We start from the raw sequence: 17,424 nt of genomic DNA, 5'->3' as shown, positions 1-17,424 counted from the left end.
CTCACGTTGGCGGAGGACCGCACCGGCGGGCTGGGCCGGTGGTCCACCCGAGTCTATCGACTGGTCACCTCCGCGTCACCCGCCTGTGGAGAGCACGGCCGCACCGCACCGACGATATCGGGGACTCGTCCCGGCCAGGGCCGGGACCCGGGCGGTCACGGCGACCACGCGGGTCCGGCCCGACCACGGACGGACGGGAGGCGCGGTGCCAGCCGGCACCGCGCCTCCCGTCCGTCGTGGGGTGACGTTCCGCGCTCAGATGCGGAAGAAGTCCTGGTAGGACGGGTCGCCGACCGGCTGGGAGTGACCCGGCTCGGCGAGGCGTTCCTCGATCATCGCCTGGATGACGTCCGGCGGCGTGAGGCCGCGACGACGCCACTCCATCGGGTTCGCCCGGAGCTGCATCAGGCTGTTCTGCGTTCGCATGCCTGCAGCGTGTCACCGATTGTCTAGTTTGTCTAACTACATGTCCCCTTGCCGCACTGGGCGCCCGGGCGCGGGGAGGAACCGGACAGCAGGACGCCCCGCCACCGTTCCGTGACGGGGCGTCCTGCTGTCGGCTAGCGGCGCGGAGCCACCGCCGCGGTCTCGGCGGAGGTCGCCGTGCCGTCCTGGTAGCCGGACGCCTTCGCGGTGACCGTCACCTGGAAGCGGTGCCCCGCGTCCGTGGTGCCGAGCGAGTACTGCTGCCCGGTCGCACCCGGCACCGCGACACCGTCACGGAGCCACTGGTACGAGTACGTCACCTTCTTGCCGTCCCACGACCCGTGCTGCGCCTTGAGGGTCTTGCCGACCTTCGGGGTGCCCGAGATCGTGACCGCGCTGCCCGGGCGGAGCGCCAGCGTCGGCGCGGTCTGCGCCGCCGCGAGGGTGTCCGCCTGGTCGCCCACCGCGTTGCCGAGGTGGAGCAGCAGGATGCGCGCGTTCGTGACGTCGGCCGGACGCGTGACCTGCAGCGAGCCCTGGTCCGCGAAGAGCACACCGGTGGTGGTGCCCTGCGCGAAGGTCAGCGCCGGCTTCGTCGGGTCGTACGTCGCCTGGGCGGTCTCGTCGACGACGTTGGAGCCGCTCGTGGCGAGGGCCGGGGCGTACGCCGACTCGGTGAGCACCGAGTAGTCGAACGGACCGGTCGCGCCGATCGTCGACGCCGAGACCGTCAGGACCTTCACGGCGCTGTCGAACGTGTTGACGTCCTGCCCCGCGGTCCCGCCGTTCAGCGGCTGCGAGTCGACGGTCTCGCCCGTCGCCAGGTCCACCGTGGTGGCGAACGTGGCGTCGACCGTCGCCGACTTCGCGTCGTACACCAGGTAGTCCGGCTTGCCGTCGCGGTTCGTGTCGATCATGACCTCGACGTTCGTGACGGCACCGGGGTTCGCGTCGGCGCCGGCGGTCTGCACGCCGAACGCGAGCGTGTCGGACGCCTTGTCGTAGTTCGCACCGTACGAGCGGATGTCCGCCGCCTGGAGCGACTGCTTCGCCGCACCGGCCGGGAACGACTCCTGGCCGTCCGTCCCGCCGAGCACGAACGGCGCGACGACCGAGTGGTACCCGGTCACGGCGTCGCCCTGGTCGACCGCACGCCCGGCGAGCGCGAGGTCGGCCTGCGTCTGGGTGCCCGAGAACGCGATGTCCTTGCCGTGCACCGCGCTGACCGGCTTCGGCGCCACGTACGCACCGAGGCGGAGCGGGTTGAGCGACGTGTCGGTCGGCGTGAAGGCCACGACGCCCGAGGCCGCCGCGACGAACTCACGCTGGTACCCGGACTGCACCGACTCCTGGGTGGGGTCGATGACGCGACGCAGCTTCGACGGGTCGGCGATCGTGAACGTCAGCTTGACCGTCGCGGTGCCGTGGGCCGGAGCCGTGACCCGCTTGGTGCTCAGCGTGAACGCGACGCCCGGCTGGTCGACCTGCGGCTGGTAGGCCACGTCGTAGGTGTGCGCCCGGCCGTCGGTGTTCTGGATCTGCAGCGTGCGGGACTCGGTCGCGGCACCGCTGACCTCCACGACACCGTACGAGGCGGTGACGAGCTGGTCGTTCTCGACGCTGCGGACCGTGGTGCCGGCGGTGACCGCCTGCAGCGCGTCGACGCGGCCGGTGCCCTGGCGGAGCAGCGTGGCCGTGCGGTCGCCCTGCTCCACGTCGTGCGTCGCGGTGTTCATCACGGCGGCCTTGACCTGCGGGGCCGTCCACGACGGGTGCGACTGGAACGTCAGCGCGACGATGCCGGCCACGTGCGGGGTCGCCATCGAGGTGCCGCTCATCGACATGCGGCCGTCACCGGTGCCGTTGGCCGCCGAGATCACGTTGACCCCGGGGCCGGCGACGTCGGGCTTGACGATGTCGTCGAACGAGCCGTGCACACCACGGCTGGTGAACGACGCGAGCGTGTTCACGTTCGCCTGCTCGGTCGCCAGCTGGAAGCCCTTGAGCTCCTGTGCGAACTGCACGTGCAGGGTCCCGGCCCGGGCAGCGGCCTGGAGGCTCGCCACACTGTCCGACGTGAGCTCGGCCCCCGGGATGGTCGCGTTGCCCGCGACGCCCGAGTCGAAGCTCGTCACGGTGCCGGCGAGCAGGACGCCGATGCCGCCCGCTGCCTGCACGTTGGTGAAGCGGACGCCCGAGCCGCACTCGAGTGCGCCGTCGGTCCACTTCAGCCAGACGACCTTGCCCTTCACCTCGGCAGCCTCGTCGGCGCTGAACGCCTGGCAGCCGTCGACGTTGGTGGTCGGCACGACGACGTCGCCCTCGACCGGCAGGGTGCCCTGGTAGTTCTGCGAGTACTGCGACCGGTAGGTCTTCGCGACGTCCGCGGGGGCGGTCGCCTTCACGCCGTCGAACAGGGACTGCCCGGTGGCGCTCGCGGCGACGGTCAGCGCGCCCTCGGCGTTGCCCGGCGAACCACCGATGTCGGTGAAGTCGTCGGCGTTGCCCGAGGCGATGACGGGCAGGACACCGCGGGCGGTGAGCGCGTCGATCTTGGCGTTGTCGGGGTCGTCCGGTGCGCCGTAGTCGGAACCGAGCGACAGGTTGAGGACGTTGATGTCCTTGCCCTCGGTCAGGGCCTTGCCGACCCAGTCGAGCGCGGCGCCGGTGAGGTCGGTCGAACCGCCGCCGTCACCGAACACCTTGAGGGCGTACAGGCCGGCCTGGGGCGCGGTGCCCGGACCGATCCACATGTCCTGGACCTGCTGCGTGGTGAGCTTCGCGTAGTCGCCGCGGAAGGTCTTCTTGTCCGCGGTGAGGCCGAAGCCCGCGGCGGTGCCGGCGACGTGGGTGCCGTGGTCGCCGCCCTTGCCGTCGATCGGGTTGGCGTCGGGCTTCGGGGTCGGGTCGTACGCGGCGCTCTTGGTGTCCGCGTTGTACGTGGGACCGGCGAAGTCGTAGCCGCCGAGGAACTTCGAGCCGTCGTACCAGCTCTTGTCCGGCGCGTTCGTGCTCGCGAGGGCCTGCTGGTACGCGGCGGTGGTGCCCGGTCCGCCGAAGTCCGCCTGCGTGTAGTCGAGGCCGGTGTCGAGCACGGCGACGTTGACACCCTTGCCGGTCCGACCGGTCTGCTGCCAGGCGTCGAGCGCCCGGGTGTAGACGTCGCTCGCCGCGTTCTTCGGGGCGACGCCGTCCGCGCCGGGGGTGAGCAGGTCGGGGTCGACGCCGCTCGGTGCCCGCGAGGCGTCACCCGGGGTCGGGTCGACGATCTTCTTCGGGGTGAGCGGGATGACGCTCTCGACGTCGGACCGCTCGGCGATGCTGCGGAGCGCGTCGACGTCGGCGACGACGGCGACACCCGGGACGGTGTACTCGGTCGAGTACAGCTCGGTCGCCTTCGCGTCGGCCTGCTTGACGGCGGCGCTCACGGCGTCGACGGTCGAGGCGATCGCCTTGACGCGCTGCTCAGCCTGGGCGGAGCGCGACGTCGACTTCGTCAGGTCGCCGCCCTTGGCCTTCGCGTCGACGGCGAGCGCCCCCTCGCCGGTCGTCCGCACGAACGCGGCGATCGTCTTCGAGGGCTTCGCGTCGCGCAGGGGCTGGGCGAGCTTGAGGTCGGCCGACGACAGGCCCGTCGGGGCGGCGTTCGCGGCACCGCCGACGGCGAGTCCACCGCACGTCAGGGCCACGGCGGCGATGCCGGCGGTCAGGACGCGGGTCACGCGGCTGCGCGGCGACCGGCCGTGCTGCGGGTCGGGGGTCGTCCGGGCGGACGGGTCGATGGGGGTGGTGGGTGGGCGTTCGGGTGTTGCACGGTTCACAGGGCGCACTCCTCGGGCTCCGTCCGTGGTGGGAATTCCTGTGAAGTTATGCGTTCGTTCACAGGGGCCGCAGTCGGCACTTCGGGGGACTGACCCTTGTTCGGGGGTACAGCTCCTGCGAACTTGCACACACGTGTGCACGTTATTACGATGGGCTCCATGACCTCCGCCGACCAGCCCGCGCGCGCCACACGGCGGGACGCGACCGAGAACCGGGCCGCCCTGCTCGAGGCGGCGAAGACCACGCTGCAGCAGGACCCGGACGCCTCGCTCGAGACGATCGCCGCCGCCGCGGGACTGTCCCGCCGTGCGGTCTACGGACACTTCCCCTCGCGGGACGACCTCGTGCGCGAGGTCGTGACCGCCGGCGCCGCCCGGATCGCCGCCGCCGTGCCGTCCCCCGCCGTGCTCGCCGACCTGCCCCCCGCCGCCCGGCTCGCCGCGATCGCGGTGACCCTGTGGTCCGAGGTGTCGCACGTGCGCTCGATGGCCCGGGTGGCCGTCCGCAGCCCCTTCGCCGAGTCGGTCGCGCAGGTGTTCGCCCCGCTCCGCGCCCAGGTGCGTGCCGCGTGCGCGCTCGGGATCGCCGACGGGTCGATGCGCGACGACGTCGACGCGGACACCCTCGCCCGCCTGGTCGAGGGTGCCTGCATCGTCGTGCTCGACGAGGCCACGCGGTCCGGTACGAGCGTCGAGGCCGGCCGCCGCACGGTCGTCCTGTCGGCACTCGGGACCGCGGGCATCGACTGGCGCACCGCGCTGCTCTCCGAACCCCCGGCGCCGGTGTCCCCCACCGCGTCCGCGCAGCCCGCCAGCGCGGTGTCCCCCACCGCGTCCGCGCAGCCCACCCCAGCGGTGTCCCCCACCGCGTCGACGTCCCCGACCACCACCACACCCGTCCCGGCCGGCACCACGGCCCCGGAGGACCACGCATGACCCTCGAACTCGACCACGTCGGCATCGGCGAGGAGCCCGGCGCCCCGCTGCCCGTCGTCTCCGCCGTCGCCGCACCCGGACGCCCCGGGGTCGTCGCCGTCGAGACGGAGCAGGCACCCGTGCTCGCGTCCCTCGTCGCCGGCGGCCGGATGCGTCCCGACACCGGGCGTGTGCTGCTCGACGGCCGCGAGGACCCCGCTGCCCTGCGCCGCACCTTCGCCCTCGTCGACACCCCCGGCGTCGCCGAGCCCTTCCCGGTGATGAGCCTGCGCCGGATCGTGCGCGAGGAGCTCGCGTTCGCCGGGCAGCGCCCCTCCCGAGCGCACGTCGACACGGTGCTCGACGAGCTCGGGATGCGGCACCTCGCCGACACGCACGTGCAGCGGGTCCCGACCGAGGTGCGGGTCCGGCTGCTCGTGGAGCTCGCGCTGCTGCGGGACGGGGTCGAGGGCATCGTGCTCACGGCGCCCGAGCGGCACGGGGGCGCCGTGGCGGAGTGGTTCGCGGTGGTGCGCGAGGTCGCACGCCGTGGCGTGACCGTCGTCCTCGTCACCTCGAAGGCCGCGGCCGACGCGGTCGCGGCGCTGCTCGACACCGTCGACGCGACCGACCACGACGCGTCCCCAGGTGACGCGACCGGCCCGGATGAGTCGGGCGCACACGAGACCGGCGCAGCCGGTCCCGCTCCCGTACCTGCGCGGGGCGCCACCGCCCCGACCGAGGGTCCCGCCGACGCGACCCCGGACGGACGAGGCGAGCCGCGCCTCCCGTCCGACACCGACCCCGAAGACCCCGCAACCGTCCCGACGGAGGCACACGCGTGACCATCCCCTCGCTCGTCCGCGCCGAACTGGCGCGCCTCACCGCGACGCCGCTCGCCCGCCTCGCGTTCATCGCCCTCATGGTGGTGCCGCTGCTGTACGGCGGCGCCTACCTGTGGGCGAACCGCGACCCCTACGCGCAGCTCGACCAGATCCCGGCCGCGATCGTCGACCAGGACGCCGGCGCGACCCTCGACGGCGACCACGTCGACTACGGCAAGGACGTCGCGAAGGAGGCGATCGACGGCGCGAAGTTCAAGTGGACCGAGACCTCCGCGGCCGATGCTCGCTCCGGCGTGCGGAACGGCACCTACGACTTCGTCGTCACCATCCCGCACGACTTCTCCGAGTCCCTGGTGTCGGCGCAGGGCGACGACCCCCGACGTGCCGAGCTCGTGATGACCACGGCGGACACGAACTCCTACCTCGCCTCGACCATCGCGGAGCAGGCCGGCAAGACCATGCGCACCGCCGTCGCCGAGCGCGTCGGCAAGCAGGCGGCGAAGACCCTGCTCGTGGGGCTCGCCGACGTACGCGACAGCCTCGGCGACGCCGTCGACGGGGCCGGACAGCTCGCCTCCGGGGCCACCACGGCCGCGGACGGCGCCGGGCAGCTCGCCGACGGCACCGGCAAGCTCGCCGCCGGGGCCACCCAGCTCGCCGACGGGACCGCCGCGCTGCCGTCCCAGACGAAGCAGCTGGACTCGGGCGCGCAGCAGGTGGCGTCCGGGGCGTCGACCCTGGCGTCCGGACTCGCCGACGCACAGCGACAGACCGCCGCGCTGCCGGCACAGACCCAGCAGCTCGCCGACGGGGCGAAGCAGGTGTCGGACGGTCTGACGACCCTGACGCAGCAGACCGACCCGGCGCTCCAGGCGCTGCAGACCGCGTCGCCCGAGACCGTCACGGCGGCGATCACGAAGGCCGCCGCCGACCGCGGGGTCACCCTCACGCCGGAGCAGCAGGCCGTGGTCGCCGCGACCGTGCAGGCCCAGCTCGCGGATGCGACGACGCAGCAGCAGCTCGCCGACGCGAAGACCGCGCTGCAGGGGCTCGACCGGCTCCGGGACGGCTCGCAGCAGGTCTCCGCCGGTGCGTCCCAGCTGGCCACGGCCGCGCCGACCCTGTCGAACGGCATCGCCTCGGCCGCCGACGGTGCGTCGAAGCTGGCGTCCGGTTCGTCGCAGGTCGCCGCGGGCACCTCGAAGCTCGCCGCGGCCGCACCCACGCTGTCGTCCGGCGCGTCCTCGCTCGCCACCGGTGCCACGTCGGCCGACCAGGGCGCGAAGTCCCTCGCCTCCGGCCTGACCGACCTGGAGTCCGGCTCGAAGGAGCTCGCGTCGAAGCTCGACGAGGGCCGCACGAAGATCCCGGCGTCCACCGCCACGCAGCGGAACGAGCAGGCGTCCGTCATCTCCGACCCGGTCAAGGTCGGCGACGACAACATCGCCTCGGCGTCGAACTACGGTGCCGGCCTCGCGCCGTTCTTCATCTCGCTCGCGGCCTGGATCGGCATGTACGCGCTGTTCCTCATCCTCAAGCCGATCTCGAAGCGCGCGATCACCGCGGTGCGCAAGCCGCTGTCGGTCGTGCTCGGCGGCTGGCTCACCCCGGCACTGCTCGGCGTCGTGCAGATGGCGGCGCTGTTCCTGATCGTGCGGTTCGCGCTCGACCTGGACGTGGTGCACACCGGCGCGACGATCGGGATCATGATGCTGGCCTCGGCGACGTTCGCGGCGATCATCATGGCGCTCAACGTGCTGCTCGGGTCGGTCGGGCAGTTCCTCGGCCTGGTGCTCATGCTCGTGCAGCTCGTCACCGCCGGCGGGACGTTCCCGTGGCAGACGCTCCCCGGGCCCCTGGCCGCGCTGCACTTCGCCCTGCCGATGACGTACTCCGTCGACGCGATCCGGCAGACGATGTACGGCGGGTCGGCGGGTGCCGCGTGGTCGGACGCCGGCGTGCTGGCGTGCTGGCTGCTCGGGGCGCTGCTGCTGTCGCTCGTCGTGACCGCGCGGCAGACCCGCTCCCGGACGCTGCGCGACCTGCGCCCGAGCCTGATCGGGTAGCGCGGGGCGGGGGCGCGGGGGGCGGCCCCGCCCCCGCGCGGATGGAGCAGAAGACGTCGAGTTCGGGCCCCCGAACTCGACGTCTTCTGCTCCATCCGCGCACGGGGGCCGGGGCGCGCGGGCGGCCGCCGCTCGTCGATGGAGCAGGAAAGGTCGGGTGGCCGCTTCCGACCCGACGTCTTCTGCTCCATCCGCGGGCACGGGAGCGCGGGCGCGCGGGCGCGCGGGCGCGCGGGCGCACCGGCGCGCGTCACGAGCGTGCACGGAGGAGTGCGGCCAGCTCGGCGAGCGCCGCGCCCCGGTTCGTCGTCAGGTCCTGCCGCGTCCACCGCAGCACGGACCAGCCGAGGGCGGCGAAGGCCCGGTGTCGGCGGAGGTCGTGCTCCCACTGCTGCTGGTCGGTCCGGTGGTGGTCGCCCTCGTACTCGATCACGATGCGTTGTCGTCGGTACGCGAAGTCCACCCGCCCGACGAACCGGCCGGTCGCGTCGGTGATCTCGACCTGCAGCTCGGGCTCCGGCAGCCCGGCGCGCACGATCCCGAGTCGCGCGTTCGTCTCCTGCGGCGAACCGGCTCCGACCCGGACGAGCTCGAGCGCGCGACGGAGCGTCGGTGCGCCGCGGCACGGTCCGCGAGCGGCGAGTGCCGCGCGCAGGTCCTCGACGCTGGTCGCACACGTCCGGCTCGTCACGACGGCGTCGCCGAGCGCCACGAGGTCGTCGAGCCCGAGGAGCGCCCCGCACTCGACCCACGTCGTCGCGGGACTGCTCACCGGCATCCCCCACCGCTGCCGGACGACCGCGTGGGCAGCGGCGGTCCGGTGTCCGCGCACGCCGTGGCGTCGCATCTGCGCGGCGGGCAGGACGCTCGTCACGTGCACCGGGTCGTCGCCGGGGTGCGCCCTCGGCAGCGGGAGCCCCCACAGCACGGCGGCGGAGACGTGACTGACGAACTGCCCCGGCTGCAGGACCGGGCGGAAGGCGCGGATGCGGTCGACCCCGGTGGGTGGCCGCGAGCGGTGCCACCGGAGGGACCGGCTCGGTCGGTCCAGGTCCCCACGGCGCAGTCGTTCCCGGTGCACCCCTTCCCGGTCGGCCGCGGCGACGTCGAACGGACGGGTACGGAGCGCGGGCGGGAGTGCTCGTGGCTGCATGCTCCGAGCCTCCGGGTGCCGGGCGCGACCCAGGGCCGGGCCGCCGCATCTGTGGACACGCGCCACGGGCCTCCCGTCTGTGGAGGAGGCACCCACCCACCGCGGCCCCCACCCGCGGCGGATGGAGCAGAAGACGTCGGGTACCGGGCATCGACCCGACATCTTCTGCTCCATCCCCGGGGAACAGGGACCGGGAGTCCGGGGCCGGGACCCGGGAGGCCGGACCCCGCAGGCCGGACCCAGGCGCCGGGCCGGTAGGGTCGAGGGACACCACGGGAGGTCGAAGGCGATCATGGGAGACGGCAAGCCCGCCACCATCTACGACGTGGCCGCGCGCGCCGGCGTCTCGAAGTCGCTCGTGTCGCTCGTGCTGCAACGCTCGCCCCGTGTGAGCGACCAGCGGCGGCAGGCCGTGCTGCAGGCCATCCAGGAGCTCGACTACCGCCCCTCGACCGCGGCCGTCTCGCTCGCGGGCACCCGCAGCCGCACGGTCGGGGTCGTCCTCGACGACTTCCGGAACCCGTGGTTCGTCGACGTCCTGACCGGCCTGCGCGAGGCCCTCCAGGACCAGGGCCACCGCCTGGTCGTCGCCGACCGGTTCCTCAACACGGGCCTGGACGCCTCCCCCGTCGAGGGCTTCCTGTCCATGCGCGTCGAGGGCATCGTCATCGTGGGCGAGCCGGACACCGACCTCGCGATCCCGGCGAGCATGCCGGTCGTGGTCGCCGGCGGACGCGCCGCCCTCCCCCGCGCCGACACCGTCGCGAACGACGACCGCGCGGGAGGCCGCATGGCCGCCGAGCACCTGCTCGCACTCGGGCACACGCGCATCGGGTTCGTCGGCGCGACGTCGGCCGCCTCGGTGGAGCGGCTCACCGGCCTGGAGGCAGGGCTCGCCGCCGCCACGGACCCCACCGCCGCCCCGGGGTCGGCACCCACCCCCTCGGTCACCGGCGCCCCGTCGGTCGCGACCGCCGCGCCCGCTGCCGCCCCGTCCGTCGCCGGCACCGAGCGCACCGCGGACACCGCGCGCGCCGCCGGCGCCCCGTCGGTCGCCTCGGTCGTGCTGCGCGGGGAGCCCACCGAGGAGGCCGGCGCCCGCGCCCTCGACGAACTCCTCGACACCCACCCCGACGTCACCGCGGTGTTCGCCGCGAACGACGTGATGGCCCTCGGCGCGATGTCGGCCCTGGCCGCGCGGGGTCTCCGCGTGCCCGAGGACGTGTCGGTCATGGGCTACGACGACACACCGCTCGCGGCGACGGCCTACGTCGGGCTGACGAGCATCGACGACCGTAGCGTCGAGATCGGCCGGGGCGCGGGCGAGCGGTTGCTCGCGCGCATCGCCGACCCGACCACCGAGGCACACGAGACCCTCGTCGAACCCCGGCTCGTCGCGCGCCGCACCACCGCCGCCCGCTGACCCGATCGGCGCCCCTCCGCCGGAAGCCGGAAGCCGGAAGCCGGAAGCCGGAAGCCGGAAGCCGGAAGCCGGAAGCCGGAAGCCGGGCAGCACAGCACCGCCGGCACGGAACCCGCCCGCGCCGCACGACCGCAGCCCGCACTCCCGGACCGGCAGCCCCGCCCGTCAGCGCGGCAGCGTCGCGTGCTGGACGACCCAGCTGTGCATGACGATCGCCGCCGCCGCCGAGGCGTTCACGCTCCGCGTCGACCCGAACTGCGTGATCTCCAGGTGTGCGTCCGCGCCGGCGACGGCCTCGTCGGTCAGGCCGGGCCCCTCCTGGCCGAACAGGAACACGCACCGCTCCGGGATCGCGGCGGTCTCGATGCGCTCGGCGCCCGGGGTGTTGTCGATCGCCACGATCGGCCGGCCCTCGGCGCGCATCGCCGCGGTGAACGCCGCGACGTCGGGGTGGTACCGGACGTGCTGGTACCGGTCGGTGACCATCGCGCCGCGCTTGTTCCACCGCCGCCGTCCGATGATGTGCACGGTCCCGGCGAGGAACGCGTTGGCGCTCCGCACGATCGACCCGATGTTCAGGTCGTGCTGCCAGTTCTCGATCGCCACGTCGAACGCGTGCCGGCGGGTGTCGAGGTCCGCGACGATGGCCTCCATCGACCAGTACCGGTAGCGGTCGACGACGTTGCGGGTGTCCCCGGCCGCGAGGAGCTCCGGGTCGAGCCGCGGGTCGTCGGGCCACGGCTCGGGGTGCGGTCCGACGCCGTTCGTGGTCGCCTCGTGGGACGGCGGGAGGACCGGCGGTGCGGCCGCGCCGGCGACCGCCGGGTCGGCGTCGGGTCGGCTCACGTGGGCCGGTGCCGTCGACGGGACCACGGGGTCGGACGGGAGGCGCTCGGTCACGTGACCAGCGTAGGGCGCGTGGGTCGCGCCTCCCGTCCGGCGACCCGGCGGACCCGCCGGTCCCGCGGGCGGAGGCCGGTCCTGCCGGTCCAGCCGGTCCAGCCAGGCCCGACCCGTCCTGCCGGTCCAGCCGGTCCAGCCAGGCCCGACCCGTCCTGCCGGTCCAGCCGGTCCCGGCCCGTCCTGCCGGTCCTGCCGGTCCAGCTGACCCAGCCAGTCGGGCGTCCGCCAGGACCGCCCGCGGCTCAGGAGGTGCCGGGGCGGAGGAAGTCCTCGGGGCCGGGGTCCCGCGTCGTCGCCGTGAAGATGCGCTTCCGGTCGCCCGGCCGCGCCGGGTCGTACAGCACCGTGACGGGCATGCCGACGACGGGTCCCTCGCCGTGCGCGAAGCCCTCGGTCCGTTCCACCCAGCGCCGCACGCCCTGCAGGTCGACGAACGAGAACGTCCACCGCAGCAGGGTGCGCGACGCGTCGGGGCTGGTCCCGCCGCTGACCGCGGTGACCTCGCCGACGACCCCGCGACCGTTCGCGAGCACGTCGGTGAGGCGTGCCCGTCGGTTGCCGCGTCCGAGCCGTGTCACGCCGCCGGCCACGAGGAGCAGCACCGTGACCAGCGTCGCGAGGGCGGGCACCCACCAGACCGTCGCGTACCAGATCCACTCGCCGAGGCCCCAGACCTCGTCGTGCCCGAACGTGGGGTCGACGGCGACCCCGACGCGGTCGGGCGCGGGCCACCGCGACGTCTCCCACCAGAGCATCGCCGTCGCGCCGAGGAACCACGGCTGCAGCGGTCCGACGCCCGCGAAGTCGCTCGTCCGGCCGGACCACCGGTGGTTCCAGCGGGAGTACACGGCCACGGCGACGAGGGTGCCGACGACGGCCCCGGGTGCGGCCCACCAGACCGACTCCGGGTCGGGGCTGTCCGAGAAGACGCTGTTCACCTGCATCATCCGGAAGACCAGGACGAAGCGGGACACCGCGAGGCCCGCGACCGCTCCGGCAGCGGCGACGAGCACGGCGCCGACGACGGTCATCACGAGGGCACGGTTCGTCCCCCGCCAGGCCGCCTCGCGCTCGCGGCGGACCTGCTGGGGGTCGACGGTGCTCACGCGCGGGCGCCCGGTCCGTCCGGCCCGTCGCCCGCGGTGCTGCCTCCCGCAGTGCTGACGGCGTCCGGCCCGTCGCCCGCCGTGCCGGGGGTGCCCGTGCCGTGCGTCCGGACCCGCGCCTCGATGCCGGCCAGCAGCACGTCCAGCCCGAGGGCGAACCGATCGTCGTACGAGTGCTCGCCGAGGATCTCCCCGACGAGTCGGTGCCGTTCCGGGCGTCCGGCGTCGGCGTCGCCCCGGCCGACCTGCACGCCGGCGTGCCCGACGACGAAGTCGTACACGACGAAGAACGCGTACATCGCCTCGCGCTCGGGGAGCCCGGCCTGCTGCAGTGCACCGACGACCTTCGCCACGACGGCGTCGGACTCGGTCGAGGCGAGCGGGGCGCGCTGGCTGTGCGACTCGAGCACGAGCGGGTGCGTCCGCATGAGGTCGCGGAAGGTCGTGGCGAAGGTGCGCACCACCGCCCGCCAGTCCTCGGGCCAGACGAAGGTCGCGGTGAACTCGTCGACCGTGCGGCGGACGAGCTCGGCGTGCAGGTCGTCGAGGCCGCCGATGGTCCGGTGCACGGTCATCGGGGCGACGCCGAGCTTGGCGCCGAGGGCACGGAAGGACAGGCGGTCGAGGCCCTCCTCGTTCGCGATCTCGGTCGCGGCGTCGACGACCTGCTCGCGGGACAGCACGTTCGGACGGCCGCGGCGACGGGCGGGCGGCGCGGGCTCGTCCGACGGCGTCGTCGGGGCGTCCGGTCCGCCGGTGGGGCGGGGTGCGCTGCTCGGGGAGCCTGGGTCGACGAGCACGGGGGTCCTCCTGATCCGGTACGGGTACGAAAATCCTAGGGCAAAGCCGAACGACGGTCGGTGTCCGCCCGGCCAGACCTCGGTGGCCCACCGGCCAGGCGTCCGGACGCACGACCGCCCACCCGCGCAGCCCTGGCGTCCCGCGCGCCCGGCTCCCCGTGGCCGGCGCCCGGTACGGTGGCACCATGGCGACGCGTGACGAGGTCGAGTGCTGGCTGACCGACATGGACGGTGTGCTCGTCCACGAGAACCAGGCCCTGCCGGGAGCCCCCGAGCTCATCCAGCAGTGGCTCGACGAGGGCACCGAGTTCCTCGTCCTGACGAACAACTCGATCTTCACGCCGCGTGACCTCAGCGCACGGCTCCGGAGCTCCGGGCTGCACGTGCCCGAGGAACGCATCTGGACGAGCGCCCTGGCCACCGCCGACTTCTGCCGCTCGCAGATGCCCGGCGGCTCCGCGTTCGTCATCGGCGAGGCCGGCATGACCACGGCCCTGCACGAGGCGGGGTTCATCATGACCGAGACCGCGCCGGACTACGTGGTCGTCGGCGAGACCCGCAACTACTCGTTCGAGGCGATCACCAAGGCCGTCCGGCTCATCCGCGACGGTGCCCGGTTCATCGTGACGAACCCCGACGCCACCGGCCCGAGCGCCGAGGGCGTGCTGCCCGCGACGGGCGCCATCGCCGCGATGATCGAGAAGGCCACCGGCAAGCAGCCCTACGTGGTGGGCAAGCCGAACCCGATGATGTTCCGGTCGGCGATGAACCGGATCGGGGCACACTCCGAGAACACGGGCATGATCGGCGACCGCATGGACACCGACGTGCAGGCCGGCATCGAGGCCGGGCTGCACACCGTCCTCGTCCTGACCGGGATCAGCGACCAGGCCGAGATCGACCGGTACCCGTTCCGTCCGAGCGAGGTCATCAGCGGCGTGCACGAGCTGGTCCGCCCCGAGCCGATCGAGGTCGAGCTCTAGCGCGCCGGAACCGGCTCACTCCACCGTCACGAGCGTCCCGAGCGGCAACGCGTCCAGCGCGGCCACGGCCTCGGCGGACAGCCGCACGCACCCGTGCGACACCGCACCCGAGGTCGTCGCGTTCCAGTGCAGCCCGATCAACCCGCCGTCGTGGCCCCCGTACGGCTCGTCGGCCGCGCTCGAGTGCAGCGAGGTGAGCTGGATCGGGTGCTCCCCGGTGCCCTGCGACGGGTCGGCGTACCGCTCCTCCAGGTAGCCGGTGACCCCGGTCGGCGTCGGGGTGTCCGCCGTCCCGACGCCCGCCGCGAAGTGCTGCTGCACCGCCCCGGTCGACGCGGAGACGATCGACACGGACTGCTCCGTCGTCGAGACCACCACGCGCGCGGTCGGTGCCGCCACGGCGGTCAGCAGGTCGGCCGGCACCCACGCCGCGGTCTGCGCCGCCGCACCCCCGGCACCCGCCGCGGAGGGCAGCTGCCGCCGTGCGGGCGTCAGCACGAGCTCCCAGGGCCCCTGCCGTCGCAGCCCGACGACCGTCGTCGGCTGCTGCAGGAAGTCGGTCTTCGCGAACCGCGCCACGGGGGCGGTCCGACCGTCGCCGAAGAGCGGCGCGTCGGCGGTCAGGTGGAACACGTGGGCCGCGGTGGTCGTCCGGTCCCACGGCAGCAGGCCGTCGACCACGGCGGAGTACTGCGCCTCGGGCAGGGCGGCGAGCGCCGCGGCGTCCACATGCGGCACGCCGGGCACGGGCGTCGAGGACGCGGCTGCCGAGTGGGTCGTCACGGCGGCCGGGGCGGGGCCGCCGGCGGTCAGGAGCGGGACGGCGATCGCGGCCCCCGCGACGGCGGCGGCGACGCCGACGGTGGTCCAGAGGGTGGAGCGCTGCACGAGGAGGACTTCCGGTGTCGGGGTGGCGGTGGGGACGGACGGGAGGCGCGGGGCGGCGGGGCACCGTGCCTCCCGCCCGTCACGGGGCGGCGGACGGGAGGCGCGCTGCGGACCGGCACCGCGCCTCCCCTCCGTCAGGGGTGGCGGACAGGAGGCGCGGTGCGGGCGGGCACCGCGCCTCCCCTCCGTCGGGGGTGGCGGATCAGCCGCTGACGACGGGCAGGTGCACCCCGGCCGGCACGGCGCCGGCTGCGCCGCCACCGCCCGCGGTCGCCACGGCCGTCACCGTGATGCCGAGCGGCGCGGCGAGCGCCGAGGCGCCGGAGGTGTCGACCAGGTCGAGCGTGTGCGTGCCCGCGGGCGTCGTCGCGGGGATCGTGACGGAGCCGGTCGCGGTGCCGTCGGCCGCGACCGTCAGCGTGCCGACCGTCACCGGGTCGGACCGCAGCACGACCCGGAGCGTGGCACCGGCGGGCAGGCCGGTCCCGCGCAGGGCGATCGCGTTGCCGGCCTGGACGGTGGTGCCCTGCGGGGCGGTCAGCACCCCGGAGACGACCGTGGCCGTGCCGCCGGTGGACAGCACCTTCGCGGTGCCGTCGGACGCGATCGCGACCGTGGCGCTCGTCGCGGCGGCCAGGTCGAGGCGCTCCCACGAGCCGGCGGCGGAGCCGGTCTGGTCGAGGGGGTAGCCCGAGTCGATCTCGGTCTGGGCGAGCACGGCGGTGCGCTGCGCGTCGGTCAGCGTCGGGAACGCCGTGCGGAGCAGGTCGGACGCACCGGCCGGCACCGAGGGGGCCTGACCGGCGACGCCCGTGCGGGGGAAGCCGTAGGTCATGCGCTCGCGGTAGACCGTGACGGCCGATGCACGGTCGGTGACGACCTGCGCGGTGCCGCCGGGCATGGCCTGCCCGCCGTAGGGGTCGTCCGTGTAGCGCTTCTCGGCCGCGATGCACGACGCGAGGGTGCCGCCGCACTTCGCCTGCAGGTAGCCGACGAGCTCGGCGCGGGCGGGCTCGAGGACCTGGGTGCGGTACTGCGCGTCCGACCAGCGGGCGGCGAGGGCGGCCTCACCGTCGATGCGACCGCCCATGATGTCGAGCGGGTAGTGCACGCCGAGCACGATGCGGTCGTTGCCGGCCTCGGACGTGCGGGCGAGGATCTCGGGCGCGAGCTCGGGGACGAGCGTCGCGAGCGTGATGCCGGCCTGGTACGCCGTGGTGGCGTGCCCGGACGGGTACGAGCCGCCCTTGCAGATGCCCTGCTGGCCGTACGAGGCGTCGAGCGCGACGTCGTTCGGCGAGAACTCGTGCGTGGTGTCCGTCGTGGCGGGCACCCGCGTGATCGTGAGGTTGCCCTTCGCGTCCGCCCAGGCCTTGCCGACGCGGTTCGCGGTCAGCGAGGACGCGTTGACGGTCGCCGGGTTGCAGTTCACCTGGTCGTCGCCCGCCGGCAGCGTCGCCGTGGGGTCGGTCGGCAGGTAGGGGCGCGGGTAGCTGAAGTGCGCCTTCGCGTCGCCGGTGCCGACGTACGCACCGGACGTGCCGGTCGACGAGTTGATCAGCGCGTTCGTCAGCGGGAGCGCGCCGCTCTGCCGCCCCTGCACGAAGAGCCCGCTGAGCACGTCGCCGAGCCCTTGGGACACCGTGAAGGACTGGTCGTAGGCGGTGTGGGTCGCGTTGTCGTACTCGGCGTCCTGCAGGGCCCGGAACTGCTGCGCGGGCGTCGCGTGCTGGTTGATCCAGCTCGTCAGCTGGTCGTTCGTGGCGAGCGTCGCGGGGTCGTCGACGGTGCCGTGCAGGTCGTTCTTCCCGGCGGACGTCCAGTACTGGTCGTAGCCGTTGAGCAGGGCGATCAGGTTCGGCTTCGCCGAGTCGCTCGGGTACGTCGCCGCCTGGGCGACGAGCGGTGTCCCGAGCACGAGGGCGGTCGCGACCGTCGCGACGGTCACCCCGCTGAGTGCGGTTCTGCGCATGTGTGGTGGTCGCCCGCGGGCGACGCCCCTTTCCTCGATGTACCGGAGTGGAAACACCGTGACGCTAAGGAGGGGCGGTTGCCGGACGGGGAACGTTCCCCCACCGGCGGGTGAACCGGACCG

The 17,424-nt window shown here is 74.2% G+C and carries 13 protein-coding genes; 5 read left to right on the top strand and 8 right to left on the bottom strand.

The features are described from left to right. Nucleotides 1-255: 255 nt before the first annotated feature. Entirely contained in the window at nucleotides 256-426 is a 171-nt protein-coding gene (locus QOL16_RS03100; RefSeq protein ID WP_171898736.1) for a hypothetical protein, read from the bottom strand. A gap of 134 nt (nucleotides 427-560) precedes the next feature. After that, the gene (locus tag QOL16_RS03095) at nucleotides 561-4,247 is read right to left on the bottom strand and encodes a S8 family serine peptidase (RefSeq protein WP_071285204.1); all 3,687 of its coding nucleotides are present in this window, start codon (nucleotides 4,245-4,247) and stop codon (nucleotides 561-563) included. 159 nt (nucleotides 4,248-4,406) lie between these two features. Between QOL16_RS03095 and QOL16_RS03090 the strand changes: the two genes are divergently transcribed. The 3 genes from QOL16_RS03090 to QOL16_RS03080 are packed head-to-tail and all read left to right on the top strand — an operon-like array spanning nucleotide 4,407 to nucleotide 8,073. Continuing rightward, nucleotides 4,407-5,183, top strand: coding sequence for a TetR/AcrR family transcriptional regulator (locus tag QOL16_RS03090; protein ID WP_071285238.1), 777 nt, complete (start codon nucleotides 4,407-4,409; stop codon nucleotides 5,181-5,183). After that, complete coding sequence (locus tag QOL16_RS03085; protein ID WP_071285206.1) at nucleotides 5,180-6,007, top strand: hypothetical protein; 828 nt, start codon at nucleotides 5,180-5,182, stop codon at nucleotides 6,005-6,007. The genes QOL16_RS03090 and QOL16_RS03085 overlap by 4 nt, the downstream gene beginning before the upstream one ends. Then, on the top strand, nucleotides 6,004-8,073 hold the full coding sequence (locus QOL16_RS03080; protein ID WP_071285208.1) for a YhgE/Pip family protein: 2,070 nt from the start codon (nucleotides 6,004-6,006) through the stop codon (nucleotides 8,071-8,073). The genes QOL16_RS03085 and QOL16_RS03080 overlap by 4 nt, the downstream gene beginning before the upstream one ends. A 250-nt stretch (nucleotides 8,074-8,323) precedes the next feature. Here QOL16_RS03080 and QOL16_RS03075 read toward each other — a convergent pair whose 3' ends face one another. Next, nucleotides 8,324-9,226: a DUF559 domain-containing protein gene (locus tag QOL16_RS03075; protein WP_071285210.1), complete on the bottom strand. Its 903-nt coding sequence runs from the start codon at nucleotides 9,224-9,226 to the stop codon at nucleotides 8,324-8,326. 292 nt (nucleotides 9,227-9,518) lie between these two features. Between QOL16_RS03075 and QOL16_RS03070 the strand changes: the two genes are divergently transcribed. Further along, the gene (locus QOL16_RS03070; protein WP_071285212.1) at nucleotides 9,519-10,649 is read left to right on the top strand and encodes a LacI family DNA-binding transcriptional regulator; all 1,131 of its coding nucleotides are present in this window, start codon (nucleotides 9,519-9,521) and stop codon (nucleotides 10,647-10,649) included. Nucleotides 10,650-10,814: 165 nt separating this feature from the next. Here the strand turns inward: QOL16_RS03070 and QOL16_RS03065 are convergent, their stop codons facing one another. The 3 genes from QOL16_RS03065 to QOL16_RS03055 form a co-directional block, all read right to left on the bottom strand. After that, the gene (locus QOL16_RS03065; protein WP_071285240.1) at nucleotides 10,815-11,495 is read right to left on the bottom strand and encodes a TrmH family RNA methyltransferase; all 681 of its coding nucleotides are present in this window, start codon (nucleotides 11,493-11,495) and stop codon (nucleotides 10,815-10,817) included. Between the two features lie 299 nt (nucleotides 11,496-11,794). Then, nucleotides 11,795-12,658: a DUF3592 domain-containing protein gene (locus QOL16_RS03060; RefSeq protein WP_071285214.1), complete on the bottom strand. Its 864-nt coding sequence runs from the start codon at nucleotides 12,656-12,658 to the stop codon at nucleotides 11,795-11,797. After that, nucleotides 12,655-13,458 carry a TetR/AcrR family transcriptional regulator C-terminal domain-containing protein gene (locus QOL16_RS03055; protein ID WP_071285216.1) on the bottom strand — a complete coding sequence of 268 codons (804 nt, stop codon included), beginning with the start codon at nucleotides 13,456-13,458 and terminating at the stop codon, nucleotides 12,655-12,657. The genes QOL16_RS03060 and QOL16_RS03055 overlap by 4 nt, the downstream gene beginning before the upstream one ends. Nucleotides 13,459-13,643: 185 nt before the next feature. Here QOL16_RS03055 and QOL16_RS03050 point away from each other — a divergent pair, with 185 nt between their 5' ends. After that, a complete protein-coding gene (locus QOL16_RS03050; RefSeq protein WP_065965045.1) occupies nucleotides 13,644-14,441 on the top strand; it encodes an HAD-IIA family hydrolase in 798 nt (265 codons plus the stop codon). Between the two features lie 15 nt (nucleotides 14,442-14,456). Here the strand turns inward: QOL16_RS03050 and QOL16_RS03045 are convergent, their stop codons facing one another. Further along, complete coding sequence (locus QOL16_RS03045; protein WP_071285217.1) at nucleotides 14,457-15,329, bottom strand: L,D-transpeptidase; 873 nt, start codon at nucleotides 15,327-15,329, stop codon at nucleotides 14,457-14,459. A 202-nt stretch (nucleotides 15,330-15,531) separates the two neighbouring features. Then, nucleotides 15,532-17,301 (bottom strand): phosphatase PAP2 family protein, encoded by a 1,770-nt coding sequence (locus QOL16_RS03040; protein ID WP_083395150.1) that lies wholly within the window; start codon nucleotides 17,299-17,301, stop codon nucleotides 15,532-15,534. Between the last annotated feature and the right edge of the window lie 123 nt (nucleotides 17,302-17,424).

The organism is Curtobacterium sp. MCBA15_004, from assembly GCF_001865055.2.
GTDB lineage: Bacteria > Actinomycetota > Actinomycetes > Actinomycetales > Microbacteriaceae > Curtobacterium.
Note: the sequence above shows the minus strand (reverse complement) of the source record. Positions and strands in the feature narration are given on the sequence as shown.